We start from the raw sequence: 17,702 nt of genomic DNA on the forward strand, positions 1-17,702 counted from the left end.
TGACCAGTGACCCCACTACAGGGGTTTATCACTAGCCATGTCAACAATATGGTATATGGCCGGGGTGGGCTCCGAACCCACGATCTCCGCATGTCCCAGGTCCGAGGCTCGGCGGAGCCACGGGAAGGACGCGGACGCTTCCAAGGCGTCACCGCACCGAATCTCTGAACCCTATGAGTGCGGCGCTATGTCCAGCTAAGCCACCCGGCCTCACCTTTTCGTACCGCGATGAGACTCTTTAACCTTCCCATCCGTCGGAGGGTTGTGAACCGATCGCAGATCGCCGCGGGCGGCCGCTTCCGGCGGTGACTCGCCGCCGGAGGCCCCTCGACTCGCCACCGGAGGCCCCTCGACTCGCGGATCCGCGTGCGCCGACTCGGGCCGAGACCCGCGCGATCGGGCCGCGCTCGCGGCCGACCCAGCGGATTTATGCCCGGCGCGGCGTATCCCGGGCGTATGAGCCTTCCCGAACTGCTCGCGGGGACCGTCGGCGACGAGGACGTCGTCGCCGAGGTGCCGCTGGGCGGCGACGATCGACTCGCGGTCACGCCCACCCGGACCCTCGTCTACCGCGGCGACGGGCTCCTGTCCGACGAGTCCGTCGACGAGTACGGCCACGACGTCGAGCGGATCGGCGTCTCGACGGGCCGCCGCAAGGCGAAGATCACCCTCGGATACGGCCTCGACGGCGACGAGACGCTCTCGGTCCCGAGCAAGCGCGTCGACGACGTGCTCCACCCGGTCCTCGCCGGCGTCCTCTCGGCGAGCGGCGTCACCGGCCCCGGCGAGACGGTCGTCCGCACCTTCCGCTTCTCGGAGCTCACCCTGATCGTCACCAGCGAGCGGCTGGTCAAACACGTCGGATCGGCCGTCTGGGACCCCGAGTTCGAGGAGTTCCACTACTCGGACCTCACCGGCCTCGACTTCGAGGAGGGGACCGTCGCCACCGCGGTCGTCCTCGTCCACGACGGCCGCTCCGAGCGGTTCAAGGCACCGAACGAGTCAGCCCGCGCGCTCCGGGAGACGCTCGCGGACGCGGTCTGCTCGTTCCACGACGTCGCCAGCTTGGAGGAGTTCCGCGTCGCGGCCGCCGAGGCCGAGGAGTCGGCGACCGACGCCGGGCGGAGCGGCACGACCGACTTCGGCGAGGGGCCCGACCCGCTCTCGGCCTCGCCGGCCGCCGACGCGGAGGCGGACGCCGACGGACCGGCCGTCGAGTCGGGCGGCGCGACCGACCCGACGGCCGGGGCCGGCCCGTCGTCCGAAACCGATCCGTCGTCCGAGAGCCGGTCGGCTCCCGAGACCGGCGCAGCCGGGGGATCGGGCGCGGAGGCGACGCGGCCGGCCGAGGCCGACGACGACCCGCTGGGCGGGGACCCCCTCGCGCCGGACGCGGCCGTCGACGACGCGACCGCTCCCGGGGACGACGCGTCCGCGACGGGGTCCCCGGGAGCGAACGCGACCGCGGCGGATCCGCTCGACGCGGAGGCCGCTAGGACCGCGTCGACCGCGGAAGCGGTCGACCGGGAGGCAGAAGGTGAGACCGCGGTCGACCCGGAAGCGATCGGGACGGAGTCGGCGGCCGACGGTCCGGTCGACGACGCCGACGTCGTCGCGTCCGACGCCGACGCCGCGGTTCCGGGGGACGACGCGTTCGACGGATCGCCGTTCGAGAGCGCCGGGGTGGAGGACGCCGACCTCGCGAGCGAGGTCGCCGCGCTGCGGCGGACCGTCGAGGCGCAGTCGGAGCGCTTAGACCGGCAGTCGGCGCTCATCGAGCAGCTGATCGAAGAGCTTCGCCGCGGCCGGTGACCGGGACCGCGGTGATCGCGGCTCGGTCCCCCGCGGCCGGCGGTCCGATTCTCTCGGCTGAGACTCGCGTCGGATCCGTTAACCGACGGGCGGCGAACCTCCGACCGTGATAGGCGGACTGGGAACGCGAGTCGGCGCGGTGTTGAGCGACATCTCGAGCACGGAGGGGCGGCTGGCGGTCACCGCCGCCATCGTGCTCGGGACGCTCGCAGTCGGGTGGCTGCTGTTGCCGAGGGCCGTCCGCGCCGGCGAGGAGACCGTCTCGGGCTGGGTCGGGCGGCTCCTCGACGAGCGGCTGTCGGAGTCGACCGAGGGCGCGGTGGAGACGCTGCGCGAGGGGATCCCGGCGTCGTTCCTCTTGCGGCTCGCGGTCGGGCTCCTCCAGCTCGCGCTGTTCGCGCTCGCGGGCGTCGCCGTCCTGACGCTGTGGGGACGGTTCGAACTCGTGGTCGCGGTGCTGCCGGTCGCGGAGAACGCCGTCAGGGTCGGCGGACAGGTGATCGCCTCCGCGGTCCTGCTCGGCGGCGCGTACGTCGTCAGCGACGTGGTCGAGACGTACGTCGGCGAGCTGTCGGCGGACAGCGACCGGATCACCGCCCATCAAGAACAGCTGCTCACCCGGCTCGTTCAGGTCGGGCTGCTCGTGCTCGCGGCGATAACCGTCCTCGGGATCTGGGGCGTGAACCTCGGCGGCCTCCTCGTCGGGGCCGGCTTCCTCGGCATCGTCCTCGGGATGGCGGCCCGACAGACGCTGGGGTCGCTCATTGCCGGCTTCGTGCTGATGTTCGCCCGCCCGTTCGAGATCGGCGACTGGGTGGAGATCGGCAGCGAGGAGGGGTTCGTCACCGACATCACGATCATGAACACCCACATGCGCAACTTCGACGGGGAGTACGTCGTGGTGCCCAACGACCTCGTCGCCAACCAGGCGATCACGAACCGGAGCCGCGAGGGCCGCCTCCGGATCCACATGGAGGTCGGGATCGGGTACGACGACGACCCCGACGAGGCCAGCGAGATCGCCGAAGAGGTCCTCACAGACGTCGGCGTCATCGCGAACAACCCGCGGCCGTACGCGATCCCGTCCGGGTTCGGCGACTCGGCGATCCTGCTCGACCTGCGCTTCTGGATCGACCCGCCGACCCCGCAGGCGCGGTGGCGCTCGAAGGCGCTCGTCGTCGAACGGATCCAAGAGCGCTTCGCCGACGCCGGCATCTCGATCCCCTACCCGCAGCGGACCGTCTCGTACCCGCCGGAGAAGACGGCGACGGACGCGACGGTCGAGCGCGTCGAACGGGCCGACGGAAACGGCGACGGACGCCCGCGGGACGGACCCGTCTGAGGCCGTTCCGGTCGAAAAGAAGCGTCCGGCGGCCGCCCGCGGGGATCGTTACCGGTCCGACGGCCCGGTGTAGCCGCTCGGAAGCTCCGTCCCGCGACCGGTGAACAGCCGCTCGAACCGCTCGATCTTCTCTAACACGTAGCTGAGCGCCGCGGTGAGCGAATCAGCGCCGATGGACAGCAGGTGGCGCGCCCCCTTCGTGCGGTCGGCGTGGTAGAAGCTGATCTCCCCCTCCGGCTCGGTGTTCCGCTCCGGCATCACCACTAGGTCCTGTCTGGTGGGGCCGTGCCGGAAGACGAGCACGTCCGTGAGCGAGTCCGCGCCGTAGGTGACCACGTCGTGGAGGACGCTCCACTTCGGCGGCGTCTCGTCGGCGATCGCGTCCGCGTCGACGACGTTTCGCATCGTCGTGGCGGTCGAGACGCGCTTCAAGCTCGACCCGCGTCGGCTCCGGAGCCACGAGAGCAGTCGCTCGACGAGGTCGCGGAAGCCGTCCGGCCCCGAGAACCGGCCGGCCGACCGCTCCCGCGGCAGCGACCCCCGCGTCACTTCGGTCCGCTCTCCCATGGGAGTATCCGCGGGCCCATCATGCTAATAGATACCGGTCGGAGCCACCTCGACCGTCCCGGACGCCCCGCCAGACCGCGGCTCACCGGTCTCGACCGAACCCGGCCGCGAACGTCCCCTCGTCGACCGAGAGGACGGTCGGCCGGCCGTGCGGACAGGCGTACGGGCGGTCGCACTCGCCCAGACGGTCGAGCAGGTCGCGCAGGTCGCCGTCCGCGAGGTCGTCGAACTCGCCGCGCTTCAGCGACGGGTGACACGCGAGGTCCGCGAGCAGGGCGTCGCGCGCGTCTCGCGCCGCGCCCGCGTCCGAACCCGAGAGGGCCGCGAGGGCGTCGCGGAAGGCGTCCGCGTCCGCGGTCCGGCCGAACGGCGCGGGGACCGTCCGCAGGCGACGCGTCCCGCCGCCGAACGCCTCGGTCTCGAAGCCGAGCGCGGCGAGGGCGTCCGCGTGCGCCCTCGCGGCCGCCGCCTCGTCGGTCGACAGCGAGACGGTCGCGGGCGGGTCGAGCGCCGCGGTCGGCACCGGCTCGCCGTCGAACGCGCGCGCCAGCCGCTCGTAGTTGACCCGCTCGTGGGCCGCGTGGCCGTCGATCACGAGGAGCTCGTCGCCGACCTCGACGAGGACGTACAGGTCGTGGAACACGCCGATCGGCTCGGCGTCGTCGAACGCGCCGGCCCGCGAACCGTCGTCCGCGCCGCCCGGGTCGAGCGCGGCGTCGAGGTCGGTGGCGACGGCCGCGGACCGTCGCAGGTCCGCGCCGGTGAGCGCGTCCTCGACGACCGACGCGACCGCGTCCGCGACCGCGTCCGCGTCGCGGAGGCCCACCTCCCGCTTCGCCGGGTGGACGTTCGGGTCGACCCGGGCGGGCGGCAGCGACACGTCGACCGCGGCCACCGGCTCGCGCCCGTCGGGGAGCAGCCGCCCGTAACCGTCGCGGACCGCCGCGGCGAGCCGGTCGTTCCGGACCGGGCGGCCGTTCACCGAGATGCGGACGTGGTCGCGGGTCGACCGGGTGATCGAGGGGTACGCCAGCGCGCCAGCGACCGCGACGTCGACGGCGTCCGCGTCGGGGGCGGCCTCGGGGGTCGCGTCGACGCTCGCGGCGACGGTCGTCGACCGGCTCGCGGTGTCGCAGTCGTACACGCCGAGCAGCGCGTCCGTGCGGTCGGTCCCGGGCGTCGACAGCGTCGTCGATCCGTCGTGTTCGAGCGAGAACGCGACCGACGGGTTCGCCAGCGCGTAGTCGGCGACGAGCGAGGAGATCCGCGCGAACTCGGCGTGCGCGCCCGCGAGCGACTCCCGGCGCGCCGGCCGGGTCGCGAACAGGTCCTCGACGACGACCGTCGTCCCGCGGGCCCGCCCTGCGGGCTCGACGTCGACCGCCGATTCCGCGTCCGGCGTTCCGGGGGTTCCCGCGCTGTCGGCAGTGCCGGCGGTGCCGTCGACGACGACCCGGGTGCCGACGCCGTCGCCCGGGCTCGTCACGAGCTCGAGCCGAGCGGCCTCGGCGATCGCCGCGAGCGCCTCGCCGCGGAACCCCAGCGACTCGACCCCGACCGGGTCGCCGTCCGGCGAGAGCTTGCTCGTCGCGTGGCGCTCGACGGCGCGGGTCGCGTCCGCGCGCCCCATCCCGCGCCCGTCGTCCCCGACGCGGATCCGGTCGGTCCCGTCGCCGTCGACGGCGACCTCGACGCGCGAAGCGCCGGCGTCGAGGGCGTTGTCGACGAGTTCGCCGACGACGCGGACGGGCCGCGTCACCACCTCGCCGGCCGCGATCCGGTCGATCGTCGCGCGGTCGAGCCGCCGGACGCGCTCCGCCTCGTCGGCCGGGCCCCCCGCGCCGGGCGCGCCGCGACCGCTGTCTCGCTCACCCGTCATCGTCGAGCCGTGACTGGAGGTCGTGGAGCGCGTTCAGCGCCTCTATCGGCGTCGTCCGTGCGAGGTCGAGGTCGCGGAGCGCGGCGGCGAGGTCGGGAGACGCGCCGGCCGAGGGTCCCTCGTCCGCGTCCGTCGCCGGCCGCGCGCGGTCGCTCTCGGCCGAGGGCTCGGCCGCGGACGAGTCCCGGTCGGGATCGAACTCCGTGAGGTCCTCCGACGCCTCCTCGGCGAGGAACTCGCGCAGCGACGCGTCGCCGTCGCGGTCGCCGTCGGCCGGGCCGTCGTCGCTCGCCGACGCCTCGGCGTCGGCCGCGCCCCCGGGTCCGGCTCCCTTCGCGCCGCCCGCTCGGTCCGCCCNGAGATGTGTATAAGAGACAGGCCGGGAACGCCGGCGAGCTCCGCGACCTCGACGCCGTACGACGACAAGGACGCGCCGGGGACGACCCGGTGGAGGAACGTCACGTCGCCGTCCTCGCGGGTGGCGGTGAAGTGGAGGTTGAAGACGCGCTCGCGCTCCTCGGCGAGGTCCGTGAGCCCGTGGTAGTGCGTCGCGAAGAGGGCGGTCGCCCCGAGCTCGTCGTGGAGGAACTCGGCCGCGGCGCGGGCGATGGCGCGACCGTCCGTGGTGGCCGTGCCGCGGCCGACCTCGTCGAGGAGGACGAGCGAGTCGGCGTCGGCGTCGTGGAGGATCTCCGTCAGCTCGCTCATCTCGCGCATGAACGTCGACTGCCCGCCGGCGATGTCGTCTGAGGCCCCGACGCGGGTGAACACCCGGTCGAAGACGGGGAGCGCGGCGGCCTGCGCGGGGACGAACGAGCCCGTCTGCGCGAGCACGACGGCGAGCGCGACCGACCGCATGTACGTCGACTTCCCGCTCATGTTCGGTCCGGTGATCACGGCGACCGAGCCCCGCGGGAGGTCGGCGTCGTTCGGCACGAACGCGTCCTCGGCCCGCTCGACGACGGGGTGTCTGCCGCCCTCGATCTCGACGCCCGCGGCGGGATCGGCGCGCAGGTCGGGGCGCACGTAGTCGCGTTCCACCGCGACCGCGGCGAGCGACGCCAGCGCGTCGAGTTCGGCGAGCGCGTCGGCGAGGGCCTGGATCCGCTCGGTCTCGGCCGCGACGCGCTCGCGGACGTCGACGAACAGCTCGTACTCCAGCGCGTCCGCCCGCTCGGCGGCCCCGACGATCTCCTCTTCGCGTTCCTTCAGCTCCGGCGTGACGTAGCGCTCGCTGTTCTTGAGGGTCTGCCGACGCCGGTAGTCGTCCGGGACGCGGTCGAGGTTCGCGTCCGTCACCTCGATGTAGTAGCCGTGGACCTGGTTGTGGCCGACCGACAGCGAGTCGATCCCGGTGCGCTCGCGCTCGCTCGCCTCGAGGTCGGCGACCCACTCGCGGCCCTCGCGCTCGGTGGCGCGCAGGGCGTCGAGGTCGTCGTCGAACCCTCCGCGGATCACCCCGCCCTCCGTGATCTCCTGCGGCGGGTCGGTCGCGATCGCGCCGTCGATCAGCTCGCGGACCTCGGTCAGCTCGTCGAGCCGCTCGCGGAGGTCGCGGAGGTGGTCGGTGCGGGGGAGGTCGGGGTCCCCCTCCCCGGCGGTGCCCGTCCCGGCCCCTTCGACGGACCGCTCGCCCTCAGCCCCTGCGAGCGCCGCCTTCAGCTTTGGCACGACCGCGAGCGTCCGGTGGAGCGACCGCAGGTCGCGGGCGTCGGCCCGACCGCGCGAGACCCGGCTCACCAGCCGTTCGAGGTCGTAGGCGGTCGCGAGCGCGTCGGCGATCCCCTCGCGGGCGAGGCTCCGGTCCGCCAGCTCGCCGACCGCGTCGTGACGGCTCCGGATCGCGTCGGCGTCGACGAGCGGGCGGCGGAGCCAGCGCTCCAGACACCGCCGTCCGAGCGCGCAGCTCGTCTCGTCGAGGACGCCGAACAGCGTGTCGCTCGCGCCCAGCCCGCGGTTCTCGAACAGCTCCAGACTGCGCTGGGCCGCGGCGTCGAGCCGGAGCCGGTCGCGGGGGTCGTACCGCCGGATCCGCGTCACGTACGAGAGCGTCCCGTCGTCGCCCTGCGTGTACTCGGCGTACGCGAGCACCGCGCCGGCCGCCCGCAGCTCCGCGTCCGCGTCGAAGCGCCGCTCGGGCGCGGGGAGGTACGGCTTCAGCCGCTCGGTCGCAGTCCGCCGGTCGAAGGCGCCCGCGTCGTGGTCGTGGGTCGTCCACCCGCGCTCCGCGTCGCTCGGCTCGAACGCGGGGGCGTCCGGTCCGGCGATGAGCTCGGCGGGGGCGATCCGGTCGAGCTCGCCCGCGACCGCGTCCGCGTCGCCCGCCGTGACGAGGCACTCGCCGGTCGAGACGTCGACGGCGGCGAGGCCGACGGTCGTCCCGGCGGGCCCGCCGTCGCCCTCGGCGTCGACCCCACCGTCGGCCGCCACGGCCGCCACGTAGTTCGTCGACCCCGATTCGAGGAGGTCGTCCTCGACGACGGTCCCGGGCGTGATCACCTCGGTGACGGCGCGGTCGACGAGCCCCGACGCCTGCGCGGCGTCCTCGACCTGGTCGCCGAGCGCGACGCGGTACCCCGCGTCGAGCAGCGATTCGAGGTAGGGGGCCGCGTTGTCGATCGGGACCCCCGCCATCGGGTAGTCGCCGGTCGAGTCGGACCGCTCCGTCAGCGTCACCTCGCAGACGCGCGCCACCGTCTCGGCCGCCTCGCAGAACGCCTCGTAGAAGTCGCCGACCTGAAACAGCACCAAGGCGTCCCCGTGGGCGGCACACAGGTCGGCGTACTGCGAGAGCATCGGCGTGAGCTCCTCGCGGGCGGCGGCGATCCCGGGCGGCAGCCCCGTCACCGTCTCTCTGTCCGCCGGTTCCATACGCCGTACCCGGGCGGCCGCGGTGATAAACGGTGCGGAGGCGAGAAGATGGGAGGCGAGAGGAGGGAGGCGAGGAGATGGGAGGCGCGAGCGTCGCGCTCGGACGCGACGGCCTCCGCGGGTCGGCGGCCGTCGGGACTCTTACGGTCCTCCGCCCCCGAGTACGGCCGTGACGAACCGAACGATCGTCGTGGTGCTCGCCGGGGCGTTCGTCGGCATGACGGCGCTGCTCGTGATCGCGGGGATCGTCCTCCACCCGATCGCGCTGGCGCTCGCGCTGCCGTTCGCCGCCGTCTCGTACTTCCTCTGGTACCACGCCAGCGGACGCCTCGACGACCAGGCCCGGCGGTCCGCGGAGCGGGCGGGGCCGACGGAGCGCGAGCGCGCCAGACAGCGCGCCCGCGCCGAGGCCAACCGAGAGCGAGCGTACCGCGCCGCCGGGACCGACGGCGGTCGCGGCGCGAACGGTCGCGGTCCGGGCAGCCGACGGGCCGGGGCTCGCGGGGCGGCGGGAGGCGCGGGCCGCGACCCCCGCGACCGCGCGCCGCCGACCGGCGGGATGAGCGAGCGCGAGGCGTACGAGACGCTCGGACTCGACCGCACGGCTGACAGCGAGACGGTCCGGAGCCGATACCGCGAGCGCGCGAAGCGGCTCCACCCGGACGGCGAGGACGGCGACGAGGAGCGGTTTAAACGGCTCAACGAGGCGTACGAGGTGCTGAAGAACTGACCGGCGACGGCGGCGAGCCGGCTTCCCCCACCGAGTCAATTCCCGCCGAGCGCCGCGGCGACCGCTCGCTCCGCCTCGGCCAGGTCGGACTCGGTGTCGACGTCAACGAAGGTGTCGGCGGTCGTTATCGACCGGATCGTCCCGTCGTCGACGACGACCTCGTCCAGCTGCTCCACCATCGCGAGTATCTTCCCGTCGCCGCGGTCGAGCGCGCGCTCGCAGGCGACCGCGGCCGGCCCGGTCGCGTAGACCGCCTGCGTGGTCTGATACCAGCGGTCGTCGAGCCGCGGGACCGCGGCCTCGGCGCCGGCGGCCGCCTCGCGCAGCGCCGCGAGGAAGCCGGGGTCGACGAACGGCATGTCGCAGGCGACGACGGCGGCGTACGGGTCGGTCGCGACCCGGCAGGCGTTCCGAATGCCGGCGAGCGGCCCCCGGTCCGGCTCCTCGTCGACCGCCCAGCGGACGGGGAGCGGGACGCCCGCCAGCGCCTCCGCGACCGCCGCGCGCTGGTCCGGGCGGCAGTTGACGACGAGTTCGTCGACGACCGGGTCGCCGCCGCTGGCGCGGTGGGCCCCGGGCGGGACCGGGTCGTCGGTCCCCGCGAGCCGGTCGGCGACCCGGCGGATCATCGGGACGCCGGCGAGCGGCGCGACGGCCTTGTCCGCGTCGCCGAAGCGCGTCGAGCGCCCGCCGGCGAGGATGGCTCCGGTGGTCACGGCCGGCGGTTGGACGGCGGGGGACTTCGCGGTTGGGGTGGCTGCGCGCGGGTGCGAGTCGGCGGCGAGCGGGGGCGGCGACGACCCGACCTCGCCCGGCGTGGGGAATCGGCTTCTCGCCCGCCCATCCGCCCGAAAGCGACCCGTTAAGTGGCCGGCGACCCTATCGTGATCTATGCCAGAGGCCACGGATCTGGAGGAGCTGAAGCGGGGGACCGAGCTGGTCAAGCGCGGCTTCGCGCAGATGCAGAAGGGCGGCGTCATCATGGACGTCGTCAACCGCGAACAGGCCCGCATCGCGGAGGACGCCGGCGCGGTCGCCGTGATGGTCCTCGAACACGTCCCGGCGGACATCCGGAAGCGCGGCGGCGTCGCCCGGATGCCCGACCCCGAGCGGGTCCCCGAGGTCATCGACGAGGTCTCGATCCCGGTGATGGGGAAGTCCCGGATCGGCCACCGCAAGGAGGCGGAGATCCTGGAGGCGCTCGGGATCGACATGATCGACGAGTCGGAGGTGCTCACGCCCGCCGACGACGAGTACCACACCGACAAGCGCGACTTCACGTCCCCGTTCGTCTGCGGGGCCCGGAACCTGCCGGAGGCGCTCCGCCGGATCCACGAGGGCGCGGCGATGATCCGGACGAAGGGCGAGGCCGGCACGGGCGACGTGAACCAAGCCGTCCAGCACCAGCGCACGATCAAAAACCAGATCCGGACGCTCACCGGGCTCAACCACGAGGAGCGCGAGAAGTGGGCCCGCGAGCACGGCGCGCCCCGCGACCTGGTCCACGAGACCGCCGAGGCCGGGCGGCTGCCCGTCGTCAACTTCGCCGCCGGCGGCATCGCGACGCCCGCCGACGCCGCACTGATGATGTACCACGGCTGTGACGGCATCTTCGTCGGCTCCGGCGTCTTCGGCGCGGAGGACCCCGAAGCGATGGGCACGTCCATCGTCGAGGCCGTCAACAACTGGGACGACCCCGAGGAGCTCGCCCGCATCGCGAGTGGCAGCGGCAAGGGGATGAAGGGCCAGTCCAACGAGGACATGAAAGAAGAGGAGAAGCTTCAGGGCCGCGGCGTTTAAATAGGCGTTCCGGGCGGCGCAGCGCTCTTTTATAAATGAAACTGCGGTGGCGTCGGCGGCGCAAGACAGCACGCGCGAGCGACGCGGACGACCGAATCCCGGGCGAGCGGCGAGGCCGGGGGAGGCGTGAGGTGCTGGGCGGTCGGGGTGAGACTCGACGGGGCCGGGGCTTCGGAAGCGTTCGTGTCGGTCGGCTTTTATAAACGGGAGCGTACGGTCGTCGTCCGACCTAACTCCGCAGCGCCTCGACGGGGCGCTCGTTGGCCGCCTTCCACGCGGGGTACGCCCCGCTGACGATTCCGACACCGACGCCGAACACGAGCGCCAGAAGGAGGTAGTAGGCGTTCGTGCGGTCGAGCACGAGCGCGGCGTCGACGGCGGGGGTCGCGACGACCAGCCCGGCGACGAGCATGACGGTGAGCAGCGTCCCGGCCGCCGCGCCGGCCGCGCCGATCAGGCCGGCCTCCGCGAGCAGGACGCGCAACACGTCGCGGCGGGCGACGCCGACCGCGCGCATCACCCCGATCTCCTGTCTGCGCTCGACGGTGCTCATCAGCATCACGTTGAGGATCGAGACGCCGGCGACGACGAGCGAGATCGCGCCGAGCCCGAGCAGGAACGTCGAGAGCAGGTCGAAGAACTCATTGATCTCGTCGACGAGGGCGGCCAGCTCGAACAGCTCCACCCGGTCTTGGCGCGCGTTCACCGCCTCACGGATGGCGTCGGCGGCCGCCCGGGCCTCGGCCCCGGAGTCCGAGACGACGAGCGCCTGCGCGTAGCCGTCCGCGGAGAACGCCGACTCGGGGAGGAAGACCGCGTCGTCGGGCGCGACCGGGCTGAACGTCTGGCTCTCGACTAACACCGCGATCACCCGCACTTGCGAGCCGGCGATCTCGACGGTGTCGCCCGCGCCGGCGCTCAGGTCCTCGGCGATGCCCGCGCCGAGGATCGCCCCCTGGCGGTGGCGCTCGGGGAGTCGCCCCTCCGCGGCGTCGTACGCGAGCGCGGGCTCTTCGACCCCGTACACCGTGGCGAACGTCTGGTCGCCCTGTCGGGCGACGGTGGCGCTGTCGGAGTACAGCGGGACGACGGCGGGGCCGTCGACCGCGCGCCGGATCGAGGCGATGTCCGCGTCGGACAGCGACTCCACGCCGGCGTCGTTGTTCGGCGAGACGACCACCTGCGTCCCGATGTCGCCGATGGCGTCGTCCGCGCCGAGCGCCAGCACGTTCCCGAAGATGCCGAGCGCCGCGACCGCGAGGACGCCGATACAGACGCCCAGCACCGCCAGCACCGTCCGCACGCGGTTCCGACGGAGGTTCCGCGACGCCATCGACACGGCCGGTCGCCAGCCCCGGAGCCAGCCGGCGGGCCCGTCCGGTCGCCGCGTCGAGCCGTCCCGGCTCATCGCTCGCCCCCTGTCATCGCTCGCCACCCGCGTCCGTCGCCGCCGTCGGGCGGCCGCCGCGGCGGATCCGGCCGCCGCGCCGGGCGTCGTCGCCGGCGTCGGAGTTCGGCCCCGAGCGGTCGTCCGCGTCGTCCGCCGGGATCCCGCCGGTCAACACGCCGTCGGTGAGGTCGACGACGCGGTCGGCGTACTCCTCGACGAGCGGGTCGTGCGTGACCGCGATGACGGCGACCCCCTCCGACTTCACGCGCTCGAACTCGCCGAGGATCGACTCGCCGGTCTCCGTGTCGAGGTTCCCGGTCGGCTCGTCGGCCAGTAGGACCGCGGGCTCGTTGATCAGCGCGCGGGCGATGGCGACGCGCTGTTTCTGCCCGCCGGAGAGCTCGGTCGGCTCGTGGTCGAGCCGGTCGCCGAGGCCGAACCGCGCGAGGAGGTCGGCGGCCCGGTCGCCCGCGTCGCCGGGGTCGAACGCCGTCGGCATCGCGACGTTCTCGACGGCGGTCAGCGTCGGCAGCAGGTGGAAGTCCTGGAAGACGAACCCGATCGACTCCTTGCGCGCCCGCGTGCGCTCGGCGACGGAGAGGTTCGTCACGTCGGTGCCGTCGAGCAGGCGCTGCCCGCTCGTGGGGTCGTCGAGCAGCCCCAACACGTTGAGCAGCGTCGACTTCCCCGAACCGCTGGGGCCGACCACGGCGACGAACTCCCCCGGCCGCACCGCGAAGTCGACGCGGTCGAGCGCGACGACCGGCTCGTCGCCCCCGCCCGGGTAGCGCTTGACGACGTCCCGGAGCTCGACGGCGTAGCCGGACGCGGTCGGGCCGCCCGGCGCGTCGCGGTCGCTCACGGCGCCGAGCCGTCGCGCCGCCGTCCGGTCGAGCCGCCGATCCGTCCGGTCCTGACCGCGACGCCGACCGCTCCCGCGAGGCCGACGAGCGCGAGGCCGCTCGCGACCGCTCCCGAGGCCCCCATCCCGCTGGTCCCGATCCGGCCGAGGGTCCCGCCGGCCTCGTCGTCGTCGCCGTCCGATTCGGGCCCCGCGACGTTCAGGGTCTCCGTGTACCGGACCCCGCGCTCGGTGTACGAGATCCGGACCGGGATCGCCTCGGCCGTCGAGGCGTTGACCGCGGTCGTCAGGTCGAAGCCGACGAAGTCGCTCGCGCCGAGGGTCCCGACGAAGTACTCGCCGCCGTCTGGCGTCGGCGCGACGCCCGGCGCGTCGCCGACCGAGACGATCGTTCCGGTCATCTCGCCGGTCCCGGCGTTGCCGAGGTTGGCGTCGACGACGACGCCGTCCGCGGTCTCGCGGAGCGTCACGTCGGTCACGGTCGGGCTGGCCTCCCGGACGGGGTACGTCACCGTCGACTCCGCGGTGCGGTCGGCGCCGCGGTCGTCGAACCGGTCGGTGTCGGCGCGGAACGCGGCGGTGACGGTGACCGCCGAGCGCCGGTCGAGGGGCCCGAGGTCGACGATCACCCGTCGCTCCTCGCCGGGCGCGACGTCCTCGACGACGAACGGACCGACCGAGACGGTCTCCTCGGCCGCGTCGCCGTCGCCGTCGACCGCGGTCCCGACGGCGCGGAGGCTGACGCGGTCGGCGGTCGTCGTCCCGGTGTTGACCACGGTCACCTCGACGGGGGAGTCGGCGATCGGCGGCGACTCGCCCTGAGCGTCGTCACCGGTGTCGAGGCCGCCGCCACCGCCGAAGATGCCCTGGATGCCGCCGACGCCGAGGTCGGCGGTCGGGTTCTCGCCGCCGTCATCGCTCCGGAGGTCCTCGGGGTCGAGGGCGCGGGTCCGCAGGTCGAGCGCGACCCGCGTCGGCCGCACGTCGAGCACGGTGTCGCGGCTGACGGTCACGAACTCGCCGGAAGTCGACTGGTTCGCGACGGCCTCGACCGTGAGTCGCTTCTCGCCGGGCTCGTCGAAGGTCGTCCAGAGCGTCGCGTCGAGCGAGTCGCCCGCGGAGAGGGCACCGACACCCGAGACGCTGTCGAGCACCTCGCCGTCGGCGTCGCGGACGCGGACCTCGGTGACGTTCGCCGCCGCGTCGCTGCCGCCGGAGTTCGAGACGGTGACGTTCAGGGCCGTCCGCTCGCCGACGGTCGGGTCGCCCGGGGACGCGCCGACCGCGCCGACGGTGATCCGCGCGTCCGGTACCGCCGTCGCCCCGCCGATCGCGAACGCGCCGCCGACGGTCGCCACGATCAGTATCGCGGCCAGCAGCGCGGCTGGGTTTCGTGTGAGTGTCAAAGTCACTATCACTAGACGACCTGCGTGGTTATATCCGTCGGCGACGGAATCTGAGGGCCCCTCTCGGCCGTTCGGACCGAGCGATCGGCGGGGATCGTCGCGTTCGGAACGCGCGGCGTCGACGTCCCTCCGAGACGTACCGGTTACGGATGCTTTTTCAACGGGCCGACGTAATAAACGGTAATGAGCGAACGCGACACCGCGCGAGCGGGGGATCGGCGATGATGGGCAACAACGACCAGCAGGCGTACGACCGCGGTACGTCGCTGTTCTCGCCCGACGGGCGCATCTATCAGGTCGAGTACGCCCGCGAGGCGGTCTCGCGCGGCGCGCCGAGCGTCGGGGTCCGGACGACGGACGGCGTCGTCTTCGTCGCGATGTCTCGCCCCTCCTCGTCGCTGATGGAGGCCGAGAGCATCGAGAAGCTCCACAAGCTCGACGACCACCTCGGCACCGCGAGCGCGGGCCACGTCGCCGACGCGCGCCAGCTGATCGACCTCGCGCGCCGGCAGTCGCAAGGGAACCGCCTGCGCTACGGCGAGCCCGTCGGCGTCGAGACGCTGACGAAGTTCGTCACCGACCACATCCAGGAGAACACCCAGCGCGGCGGCACGCGCCCCTACGGGGCCGCCCTCCTCATCGGCGGCATCGACGACGGCGAGCCGCGCCTGTTCGCGGCCGACCCCTCGGGCACGCCCAACGAGTGGAAGGCGACCGTCATCGGCGGCGGCCGGCAGGACATCCAGGGGCACCTCGAAGACGAGTGGAGCGACGACCTCTCGCTCGAAGACGGCATCGAACTGGCCGTCGCGGCGCTGGCCGCCCACGACGACGAGTTCGAGCCCTCCGACCTCGCGGTCGCGACCGTGACCGAGGCCGACGGCTACCGCACGGTCCCGCTCGCGGAGGTCGAGACCGCGTTCGAGGCGGCCGGCCTCGACACCGACGAGGAGGACGGGGACGACGGCGAGGACGCCGACGCCGAGTCCGACGCGGACGAGTAGCGACCCCGCCTCGCCGTCCGGCCGACGGGTCGCGCGGAATTGTATATCCCACACACAACACTTTTAGCGACTGGACCCCATAGGGATACTGTAAGATGCCCGATTCGATGTCTGAACAGCTCCAACGGGACATGGAGTGCGAGGGGTTACTCGAGTGTTTCCACGGCCTGAAGCAGTTGGACAAGGACTGCTACCGGTCGCTCGTGTCGGCCGAGGAAGCGCTCACGATAGACGAGATCGCCGAACGCGTCGACCGGGAGCGCTCGACCGCCTACCGCGCGGTCCAGCGCCTCCTGAACGCCGGCTTCATCCAGAAAGAACAGATCAACTACGAACAGGGCGGCTACTACCACGTGTACAGCCCGACGGACCCGTCGCAGATCGCCGACGACATGCAGCGGATGCTCAACGACTGGTACGCGAAGATGGGCCAGCTCATCGGCGAGTTCGAGGAGAAGTACGACCGACCGGAACAGGTCGCCGTCACCGCCGAGAACTGACGCGCGGACCGCGACTCCTGTCGCCGCCGTTCGCCGAAGCAGACGACGAGTCGCCGCACCCCTGCTGATTTCTGTATTGTACAATAAACCCAATAGTATATATTTCAGTCGCGCGAACGGTCGAGCATGGACACGACCATCGCCGTCTTCGACGCGTCGGTCGGAGAGACCCCGGCCGAGTCGAACCTCCGCCGCGAACTCGACGCCGACGTCACGGTGTACAAGGTCAGCGACGGCGCGTTTCCGCCGCCGGTGTCGTCGTCGAACTGGCGGTTCGACGGCGTCGTGATAAGCGGCTCGCAGACCTCCGTGTACGACGACCGCGACTGGATCCACGAGGCGACCGAGCGGCTCCGCCGGGTGTACGAGGCCGACGTGCCGACGCTCGGCATCTGCTGGGGCCACCAGTTCCTCGCGCAGGCGCTCGGCGGGCGCGTCGTCGACATGGGCGAGTACGAACTGGGGTACGAGTCGATCGAGCGCGTCGGCGAAGACCCGCTGTTCGCGGGCGTTCCGGAGACGTTCACGAGCTTCGAGACGCACTCGGACCGGGTCGCCGAGGTGCCGCCCGGGGCGGTCACCCTCGCGGAGAACGGAGTCGGCGTTCAGGCGTTTCGGCTCGGGAGCGCCTACGGCGTCCAGTTCCACCCGGAGTACGACCGGCAGACGGCGGAGTGGGTGACGGAAGGGAAGGACCTCCCGGACGGGCGGATCCGGTCCGTCATGGACGGCATCACCGACGAGCGCGTCGCCGAGGCCGAGGCGGCGACGGCCGTCTTCGACAACTTCCTCGACGTCGCGGAGCGCCACCAGCCCGTTCGACACCGGGAGTGACGGTCGACCGACCGGGGTCCGGAGCGGTCGGCGGGAGCCCGGCGGTCACGGCGGGCGGCCGGGTCGCGACCGCCGTTCCGGCGGTCCGGGCCGTACCGAGAGGGCTCGACATCGGACGGCGGCGTTGTCTCTCCGACGCAAGTGTGCCGCCCGCGAGAGGGGGCGCTCGCCCACCGAGCCGAGGGCGGGCGCACCGCACCGCTCGGCGTAGATTTTTGCGACCGGAACGCCGATCCGCGAGTGATGACGAGAGAAACGGTCACACACCGCGACGGCCACGTGTACGAGTTCGGCCCCGAGATGGAGGCGGTGTACGAGGCCGCCGACGGCGAATCGGTGACGATAGCGACGAGAGACAGCCTGAACGGTGCGATCCAGCGCGACGACGACCTGCTCGAGGAGATCCCCGAGGAGGTCAACGCCGCGACGGGCCCGATCGCGGTGACCGGCGCGAGCCCGGGCGACGTGCTCGCGGTCGAGATCGAAGCCGTCCGCGTCGCGGAGGATCGGGGGCGGGTCGTCACCACGCCCGGGTTCGGCCTCCTCCGCGACGACCCCGAGATCGACCACCCGGCGACGCGGATCACCGAGGTCGACGGCGACGGCCCCGACGACGGCGCGGGCGAGCGGATCGACTTCGAGGGGATCGACGTGCCGATCGAGCCCGTGCTCGGAACGATCGGGGTCTGTCTCTTATACACATCT

The 17,702-nt window shown here is 73.0% G+C and carries 14 protein-coding genes, 1 tRNA gene and 1 pseudogene; 8 read left to right on the plus strand and 8 right to left on the minus strand.

Annotated features, from left to right (window positions below; genetic code table 11):
• Positions 1-56: 56 nt before the first annotated feature.
• Positions 57-210 (minus strand) — tRNA-Met (locus C464_RS18460).
• Between the two features lie 246 nt (positions 211-456).
• Here C464_RS18460 and C464_RS06165 point away from each other — a divergent pair.
• Positions 457-1,812, plus strand: coding sequence for a DUF7115 domain-containing protein (locus tag C464_RS06165; protein WP_049910907.1), 1,356 nt, complete (start codon positions 457-459; stop codon positions 1,810-1,812).
• 106 nt (positions 1,813-1,918) lie between these two features.
• A complete protein-coding gene (locus C464_RS06170; RefSeq protein WP_193366011.1) occupies positions 1,919-3,154 on the plus strand; it encodes a mechanosensitive ion channel family protein in 1,236 nt (411 codons plus the stop codon).
• Positions 3,155-3,202: 48 nt separating this feature from the next.
• On the opposite strand, the gene C464_RS06175 is transcribed toward C464_RS06170, so the two are convergent.
• The 3 genes and pseudogenes from C464_RS06175 to mutS form a co-directional block, all read right to left on the minus strand.
• Positions 3,203-3,721 (minus strand): hypothetical protein, encoded by a 519-nt coding sequence (locus C464_RS06175; RefSeq protein WP_006112769.1) that lies wholly within the window; start codon positions 3,719-3,721, stop codon positions 3,203-3,205.
• A gap of 82 nt (positions 3,722-3,803) precedes the next feature.
• A complete protein-coding gene (mutL, locus tag C464_RS06180; protein ID WP_006112770.1) occupies positions 3,804-5,600 on the minus strand; it encodes a DNA mismatch repair endonuclease MutL in 1,797 nt (598 codons plus the stop codon).
• Positions 5,590-8,471: pseudogene (gene mutS, locus C464_RS06185) on the minus strand (DNA mismatch repair protein MutS). Before mutS ends, mutL begins: the two are co-directional and overlap by 11 nt.
• 169 nt (positions 8,472-8,640) lie before the next feature.
• Here mutS and C464_RS06190 point away from each other — a divergent pair.
• Positions 8,641-9,201, plus strand: coding sequence for a J domain-containing protein (locus C464_RS06190; RefSeq protein ID WP_006112772.1), 561 nt, complete (start codon positions 8,641-8,643; stop codon positions 9,199-9,201).
• A gap of 35 nt (positions 9,202-9,236) precedes the next feature.
• Here the strand turns inward: C464_RS06190 and mobA are convergent, their stop codons facing one another.
• Positions 9,237-9,917: a molybdenum cofactor guanylyltransferase gene (mobA, locus tag C464_RS06195; RefSeq protein WP_006112773.1), complete on the minus strand. Its 681-nt coding sequence runs from the start codon at positions 9,915-9,917 to the stop codon at positions 9,237-9,239.
• A 175-nt stretch (positions 9,918-10,092) separates the two neighbouring features.
• Here mobA and pdxS point away from each other — a divergent pair, with 175 nt between their 5' ends.
• Entirely contained in the window at positions 10,093-11,001 is a 909-nt protein-coding gene (gene pdxS / locus C464_RS06200; protein ID WP_006112774.1) for a pyridoxal 5'-phosphate synthase lyase subunit PdxS, read from the plus strand.
• 229 nt (positions 11,002-11,230) lie between these two features.
• On the opposite strand, the gene C464_RS06205 is transcribed toward pdxS, so the two are convergent.
• Genes C464_RS06205 through C464_RS06215 form a run of 3 tightly spaced genes read right to left on the minus strand, consistent with a single transcriptional unit; the run spans position 11,231 to position 14,665 of the window.
• Positions 11,231-12,409: an ABC transporter permease gene (locus tag C464_RS06205; protein WP_006112775.1), complete on the minus strand. Its 1,179-nt coding sequence runs from the start codon at positions 12,407-12,409 to the stop codon at positions 11,231-11,233.
• Between the two features lie 13 nt (positions 12,410-12,422).
• On the minus strand, positions 12,423-13,253 hold the full coding sequence (locus C464_RS06210) for an ABC transporter ATP-binding protein (RefSeq protein ID WP_006112776.1): 831 nt from the start codon (positions 13,251-13,253) through the stop codon (positions 12,423-12,425).
• Positions 13,250-14,665: a CARDB domain-containing protein gene (locus C464_RS06215; RefSeq protein ID WP_193366012.1), complete on the minus strand. Its 1,416-nt coding sequence runs from the start codon at positions 14,663-14,665 to the stop codon at positions 13,250-13,252. Before C464_RS06215 ends, C464_RS06210 begins: the two co-directional genes overlap by 4 nt.
• Before the next feature lie 215 nt (positions 14,666-14,880).
• On the opposite strand from C464_RS06215, the gene psmA reads away from it, so the two are divergent.
• The 4 genes from psmA to C464_RS06235 all read left to right on the plus strand — a co-directional run.
• Positions 14,881-15,663 carry an archaeal proteasome endopeptidase complex subunit alpha gene (gene psmA, locus C464_RS06220; protein WP_006112778.1) on the plus strand — a complete coding sequence of 261 codons (783 nt, stop codon included), beginning with the start codon at positions 14,881-14,883 and terminating at the stop codon, positions 15,661-15,663.
• A gap of 95 nt (positions 15,664-15,758) precedes the next feature.
• The gene (locus tag C464_RS06225; protein WP_006112779.1) at positions 15,759-16,163 is read left to right on the plus strand and encodes a helix-turn-helix domain-containing protein; all 405 of its coding nucleotides are present in this window, start codon (positions 15,759-15,761) and stop codon (positions 16,161-16,163) included.
• A 126-nt stretch (positions 16,164-16,289) separates the two neighbouring features.
• Positions 16,290-16,997, plus strand: a complete 708-nt coding sequence (locus C464_RS06230; protein ID WP_006112780.1) for a type 1 glutamine amidotransferase — start codon at positions 16,290-16,292, stop codon at positions 16,995-16,997.
• A gap of 243 nt (positions 16,998-17,240) precedes the next feature.
• Positions 17,241-17,702: acetamidase/formamidase family protein (locus C464_RS06235; RefSeq protein ID WP_006112781.1), on the plus strand; the 462-nt coding region annotated here is incomplete at its 3' end.

The sequence above is a fragment of the Halorubrum coriense DSM 10284 genome (assembly GCF_000337035.1).
Classification (GTDB): Archaea; Halobacteriota; Halobacteria; order Halobacteriales; family Haloferacaceae; genus Halorubrum; species Halorubrum coriense.